General features: G+C 49.1%; 5 protein-coding genes. All 5 read left to right on the top strand.

Annotation, left to right across the window (positions count from 1 at the left end; all coding sequences use genetic code 11):
• The first annotated feature begins 49 nt into the window (after positions 1–49).
• The 5 genes from mltG (at position 50) to FYJ73_RS11815 (ending at position 6559) form a co-directional block, all read left to right on the top strand.
• Entirely contained in the window at positions 50–1093 is a 1044-nt protein-coding gene (mltG, locus tag FYJ73_RS11795) for an endolytic transglycosylase MltG (RefSeq protein WP_154534923.1), read from the top strand.
• A 349-nt stretch (positions 1094–1442) separates the two neighbouring features.
• On the top strand, positions 1443–3164 hold the full coding sequence (locus tag FYJ73_RS11800; RefSeq protein WP_154534924.1) for a glutamine--tRNA ligase/YqeY domain fusion protein: 1722 nt from the start codon (positions 1443–1445) through the stop codon (positions 3162–3164).
• A 21-nt stretch (positions 3165–3185) separates the two neighbouring features.
• Positions 3186–4640 carry a tetratricopeptide repeat protein gene (locus FYJ73_RS11805; protein WP_154534925.1) on the top strand — a complete coding sequence of 485 codons (1455 nt, stop codon included), beginning with the start codon at positions 3186–3188 and terminating at the stop codon, positions 4638–4640.
• 43 nt (positions 4641–4683) lie between these two features.
• A complete protein-coding gene (locus FYJ73_RS11810) occupies positions 4684–5325 on the top strand; it encodes a DedA family protein (RefSeq protein WP_154534926.1) in 642 nt (213 codons plus the stop codon).
• Positions 5326–5695: 370 nt separating this feature from the next.
• Positions 5696–6559, top strand: coding sequence for a hypothetical protein (locus FYJ73_RS11815; protein ID WP_154534927.1), 864 nt, complete (start codon positions 5696–5698; stop codon positions 6557–6559).
• Positions 6560–6581 lie beyond the last annotated feature (22 nt).

Consider the following 6581-nt stretch of genomic DNA (forward strand, 5'->3'; position numbering starts at 1 on the left):
TCAGTGTTTTACTGTATCTTTGCACCGTCTTTTTAACAGATTAGTTACTATGACAAGAGAATTGAAAAAATACATCCTTCCGGCCGTAGCCTGCTTGGTCGTGCTGTTCGGATTCGGATATTATTACTTCTTTACGTCGTTTACCGGCCAGAGCAGCACCAAGTATGTCTACATTGATCAGGACGACAATTTCGACTCCTTATTAAATAAGGTGGAGCCCATCTCACAGCGGCATTGCTATCATGCCTTCTGCTCACTGGCCCGGCACAGCAAGCTCACCTCACGCGTGCGCACGGGCCGCTACGCCATCAAACCGGGTATGGGCGCACTGGTCGTCTTCCGTCATTTCAAAAATGGTATGCAGGAACCATTAAGCCTCACGGTGCCCAGCGTGAGAACCATGCAGGATTTGGCAGGAGAGCTCGGTGAAAAACTGATGGTCGACAGTGCCACGTTGGCCAAGGACTTCACCGACGAGGCCTTCTGCAAGCAATACGGCTACGACACGACCACTATTGCCGCACTGTTCATCCCCAACACCTATGATATCTACTGGAATATCTCGGTCGACGGACTGATGAAGCGTATGCAGAAAGAAAACCATCTCTTCTGGAACGATGATCGCATGGCCAAGGCCAATGCCCTCCGTCTCGATCCCATACAGGTGACTACGCTGGCCAGCATCGTCGACGAGGAGACTGCCAACAACGGCGAAAAACCGATGATCGCCGGTATGTACTACAACCGGCTGATGCTTCGCGATGCCAAATATCCCGAAGGTATGCCGCTGCAAGCCGACCCGACAATCAAGTTCGCCTGGAAGCAATTCGGACTCAAGCGCATCTACAACAACCTGCTCTCGATCAACAGCCCCTACAACACCTACCGCAATCCCGGACTGCCTCCAGGGCCTATCCGCATCCCATCGGTGGCCGGTATCGATGCAGTGCTGAACATGAAGCATCACGACTATCTCTACATGTGCGCCAACGAGGACTTCAGTGGCACCCACCGCTTTGCAAGAACCTATGAGGAACATCTTGCCAACGCAAAACGATATGCCGCCGCCCTCAACAGCAGAGGCATCAAATAAGCAACTAAGCAACAGACAAGAACATGACAATAGAAGAAGACGGCTCGCAAGGGTCGTCTTTTTATTGGCTCTTAGCAATGTTTTGACAATGGGAAAACGGTGAAGAGACGATGAAAAGGCATAAATAAACAATGGCACCCGCTTCACAGCGAGTGCCATCAATCCTCAATAGGTATTAGTCTTTCTCTAAGGTAAAAAGATTGTATTCAGGATAACGAGTGCAAAGTTAATCCTTTTTATTGATATTTGCAAATGTTTTTTTGATTTTATATCGATAAATTTTATTCCGAGCAATGAAAATCTATAGAAAATGATTATCTTTGCACCAAGAAAAAGTATCATTGTAATTATGGAAAATAGCAAGACTGAGAACAGCGAAGAGAAGCATAGCTTGAGTTTCGTAGAGCAATTCGTCAAGGAGGATTTGGCCAACGGCAAAAACGGTGGGCGCATACAGACGCGCTTTCCCCCAGAGCCCAACGGCTATCTGCATATAGGACACGCCAAAGCCATTTGTATGGACTTCGGTGTGGCTGAGGAGTTCAATGGTGTCTGCAACCTGCGGTTCGACGATACCAACCCCTCGAAGGAAAACACCGAGTATGTCGAGAACATCCTTAACGACATCAAGTGGCTCGGCTTCCAGTGGGGACATATCTACTATGCCTCGGACTACTTCCAGAAGCTGTGGGATTTCGCCATTTGGATGATCAAGCAGGGCAATGCCTATGTCGACGAGCAGACCGCTGAGCAGATCGCTGAGCAGAAGGGTACGCCGACCACCCCAGGCGTTGCCAGTCCTTATCGCGACCGCCCCGTGGAGGAAAACCTGCGTCTGTTCCAGCAGATGAATACCCCCGAGGCTGCCGAGGGATCTATGGTGCTCAGAGCCAAGCTCGACATGGCTAACCCCAACATGCACTTCCGTGATCCGATCATGTACCGTATCATTCAGATTCCACATCACCGCACCGGTACCAAGTGGCACTGCTATCCGATGTATGACTTCGCCCACGGACAGAGCGACTATTTCGAGGGTGTCACCCACTCCATCTGTACGCTGGAGTTTGTACCCCATCGCCCACTCTACGACAAGTTCATCGATTTCCTCAAAGAGTACGACGGCACAGCTGCCAAGGGACTCAACGACTTCCGCCCGCGGCAGATCGAGTTCAACCGACTCAACCTCACCTATACCGTCATGTCGAAGCGCAAGCTCCACACCCTTGTCGACGAGCATCTCGTCAACGGCTGGGACGATCCCCGTATGCCGACTCTCTGTGGTATGCGCCGTCGTGGCTATTCGCCTGAGTCGGTCAAGAACTTCATCAAGTCGATCGGCTACACCAAGTTCGACGCGCTCAACGACATGGCTCTCCTGGAGGCTGCCGTTCGTGAGGATCTCAACAAGCGTGCCACACGTGTCTCGGCTGTCCTCGATCCCGTGAAGCTGGTCATCACCAACTATCCCGAAGGACAAAGCGAGGAGATGGAGGCTGTCAACAATCCCGAAGACGAGCAGGCCGGCACACACACCATCACCTTCACCCGCAACCTATGGATCGAGCGTGGAGACTTCATGGAGGATGCTCCGAAGAAGTTCTTCCGCATGACACCGGGCAAAGAGGTGAGACTGAAGAATGCCTACATCGTGATGTGCACCGGATGCAAGAAAGACGCTGACGGCAACATCATCGAGATCGAGGCTACTTATGACCCCGACAGCAAGAGCGGTATGCCGGGTGCCAACCGCAAGGTCAAGGGCACGCTTCACTGGGTGAGCGCTGACCATTGTGTCAAGGCTGAGGTCAGAGAGTATGACCGACTCTTCAGCGTGGAGAATCCATCCGCCGATGAGCGCGATTTCCATGAGCTGCTGAATCCCAACTCTCTGCACGTTCACGACAACTGCTATGTCGAGGACTTCGCCGCCAAGATGAAGCCGGGACAGTATCTCCAGTTCCAGCGCATCGGATACTTCATGGCTGACCCCGACGGCACTGAGGCTGCACCGGTCTACAACAAGACTGTGGGACTCAAGGATACATGGGCCAAGCAGAGTAAGAAATAACCAAAGAAGGAAAATACACGATTGAGCGATAATTTCTATCGAAGCAAAGAGTTCAAGGAGATGCTCCAACAGTATGAGGCTGTCCGCAGCAAGGGCAGCTTCCCCTTCATGGACGCAGACGACTTGACCGATATTGCTGAATATTATTTTTATCACGGAAGGACGCAAGAGTCTTTGGAGACTATCGATAAAACCATCGATATGTTTCCGGGATCCTTGCATCCTTTAGCTTTCCGCGCCCGCTATGCCATTCTTGTCAACGGCAATGCGCAGGAAGCTTTTGCCTATGCCCATCAGATCAACGACAAGGGAGACCTGGACTATTTCTACACCATCGCAGAGATACTCATCGCTGACGGAAAAGTGACTGAAGCTGAAAAATATTTGGAGGAAAAGGAGGCTGAGGTCGACGAAGACGATCTTGAGGACTACTATCTCGATGTCGCCACGCTCTTTGCCGACTATTCCTGTATCAAGCAGACCAAGTTTTGGCTTGCCAAAAGTACCGACACCGATTCCCTGGACTACAAAGAGCTGCAAGGCCGTATAGCCATGGAGCAAGGCGACTTTCGGCGCAGTGAGCACATCTTCAACCATCTTATCGACGAGGATCCCTATGCCAACGGCTATTGGAATCAGCTTGCCTCACTGCAGTTTGCCCAGCACCATCTACAGGCCAGCATCGAGAGCAGTGACTTCTCTCTGGCCATCGACCCCGATGACTTCGACGCGGTGCTCAACAAAGCCAATGGGCTCGTACAACTGGGCAACTACGACGAAGCACTGAAATACTATCAGCGGTTCAAGAAACTGCAGCCACTCAATGAAGCTGGAGATATGGGCATAGCCACGGTCTACATGGCTCAGAACGAGCGCAAGAAAGCAATTGAGGCTCTTACCAGTGCTGAGCAGCTGTGCCCGCCGCAGAGCATCAACCACATGGAAATCCTACGGCAGAAATTCAATCTGCTTTCCAGCGACGGGAAATATGCCGAGGCACTGCAATGCCTAGAAAAAATAAAAAACAGTCAAGGAGCGACCCAGTCCGAGTTATACGTCATGCGCGGATTCCTCTTCCTCAAACAAAATCAAGTAGGAGCCGCCATGCGGTACTTTGGCCAGGCACTGTCCTCAGCCGGCGTAGGCCATGACCAGGTTACCATGCTCGTAGCCTACGCAGCCTACGAATGTGGATACATCCGCTATGCCCGTGAGCAATATCTCAAAATCGTGGACCATGTCGACAAAGGATCGTGGTCCGGAGGCTGGGCGTTTATTACGCTGTGCGACCATGAGCTTGGCGACCGCCGAGCTTTTCTCGCTGATTTGAAACACACTGTAGAACTTGATCCCGAGGCCGCGTCCTCGTTTCTTTCTACCCTCTTTCCGCAAGAATTGAGTGCCACCGACTACTACACTTATGCCTTGCAGCATCCGCAGATGGGCACCATGCCGTATGAAGAGCTGAAAGACTGAATGAAATAACGATTGACAAATACATAACGCAAGAAACACCATTATGAATTTTTTATCTTCACTGCTTGGAAACCTCAACTATGGGACGGTCTTCCTGCTAATGTTGCTTGAGAGTACAGTCATCCCGGTACCCTCTGAGTTGGTAGTTGCTCCGGCTGCCTACCACTCTGCCGCTGGTAATCTCGACGTTTGGCTGGTCATTTTCTTCGCCACCTTAGGAGCTGACTGTGGTGCCACGATCAACTATCTGGCGGGCTACTATCTTGGCCGACCTATTATCTATCGTTTCGCCAACAGCCGTTGGGGACATTTCTGTATGCTGAATCAGAAAAAGGTGGAGAAGAGTGAAAACTATTTCAATGACCACGGCATGGCGGCTACCATCACAGGCCGGCTCATCCCCGGCATCCGCCATCTCATCTCCATCCCTGCCGGACTCTCCAAAATGACATTTTGGAAATTCCTTCTCTACACAACTCTAGGTGCCGGATGCTGGAATTGCATTCTTGCCGCACTCGGATGGTATCTCCACACAATGGTTCCAGAGGAGATGCTCAACGACAAGATCATGGAATACGGCGAATACATCAAGGTGGGCATCTGCTCCATTGTCGCTGTAGCCCTCCTCTATTTCCTCGCAAAGAGTCTGATCAAACGGAGAAAGAAAATCGAGACCGAGGATTAGCCTACGGCTTTTTGACAGGGCATGGGTGGACGCTTGACGGGGATTCGTCCCCATGGGTGTGCAAGCCAAAAACACTCTATGGGGAAAAAAGCTAATCAAGCTTACTTAAAAGGGAAATGTGACCTTGACAGATCAATGTTTGAATTCTTGATAAAATGTTATTATGAAATCGTTACCCATTAATATATTACTTCTTACTTTGGTCCTAAGTTTTTATAACATAGGCTGCATCCATTCGAAGGAGAAAATTGTTGTTACTGCTTTTTTTGTCTCACCTGCTGACATGTCACAGTTAGATGTAGAGTCCCGAGGCTATACTCCGAACTGCGTTCAGGTAAGAGTACGTCACAGTTTTTGTGATAGTATAAGTATGGCAGACATCTATTTTCCTAACATAGGATCCGGCATAGCGGGTATGGCTGCTGATATGCTTATTTTTGCAGACATGCGAGTCAAAAACAAGACAACATGGGACAAGGTTAGTTGTCTTGATTTGGGGAAAGATGAAATGCGTAATAAATTTATCAAAGATATAGCCTATTCATATAGCCCGGGAAACGATTGCACCGTGGGGTCTGGAGCTCTTGCCGGAAAGAAACATTATGCGCCAGCACTATATACACAGTGCGAAAAGGGCAATTGGTATGCCATACACAAGAATGGAATATTACAAGATACTGTTTGCGTATATTTTGATATTGACCCTTCATCATTCTACGTTTGGACAAGTAAAATGCCTAAGACGGACGAAATGGGGAAGAAATATGTAGAAGTATTACCAAAAGAAGATCCACTTGATTTCTATCTCTTCTATTATCCTTCTTACAAGTATTATTCATGCATGATAGAGCCTACTCACCATTTGGAATTTCTCTTTGAGAACATCGATGACGAGCATTGTATTTTAAATGGCGATACTGTCATGGTGAGATACTACCCCAATGATAGCATTGCAAAGGAAAGATTTTCCTATGCCAAGGAGGCAGTAAAGTCTGTCGGGCAGTTCATCGGTTGGAATCTGTTACCTAAGAACTTGAAGATAGCAGTCTCTTCTCAATTGATGGAGATGACCTCTGCCTCTAATACAAGTAACGTTGTGTATTCTCTCGCTAAATGTGACACAAAAAACTTCTGTGTGGTGATGTCTGTACTAATAAACGTTAAGACTATTGATAGCCTTCTCATAGTCCCTCCATTTTATGTCCGAGGTATACTGTGCGGCCGTCCTGATTAGATGATCAAACAAGTCGTACTTA

This window comes from Hallella mizrahii (assembly GCF_009695775.1).
GTDB classification, from domain to species: Bacteria; Bacteroidota; Bacteroidia; order Bacteroidales; family Bacteroidaceae; genus Prevotella; species Prevotella mizrahii.

What these genes read in the sequence shown, in the direction of transcription:
- mltG (WP_154534923.1), top strand. Translation starts at nt 50, where the DNA reads ATGACAAGAGAATTGAAAAAATACATCCTTCCGGCCGTAGCCTGCTTG.
- FYJ73_RS11800 (WP_154534924.1), top strand. Translation starts at nt 1,443, where the DNA reads ATGGAAAATAGCAAGACTGAGAACAGCGAAGAGAAGCATAGCTTGAGT.
- FYJ73_RS11810 (WP_154534926.1), top strand. Translation starts at nt 4,684, where the DNA reads ATGAATTTTTTATCTTCACTGCTTGGAAACCTCAACTATGGGACGGTC.
- FYJ73_RS11815 (WP_154534927.1), top strand. Translation starts at nt 5,696, where the DNA reads ATGGCAGACATCTATTTTCCTAACATAGGATCCGGCATAGCGGGTATG.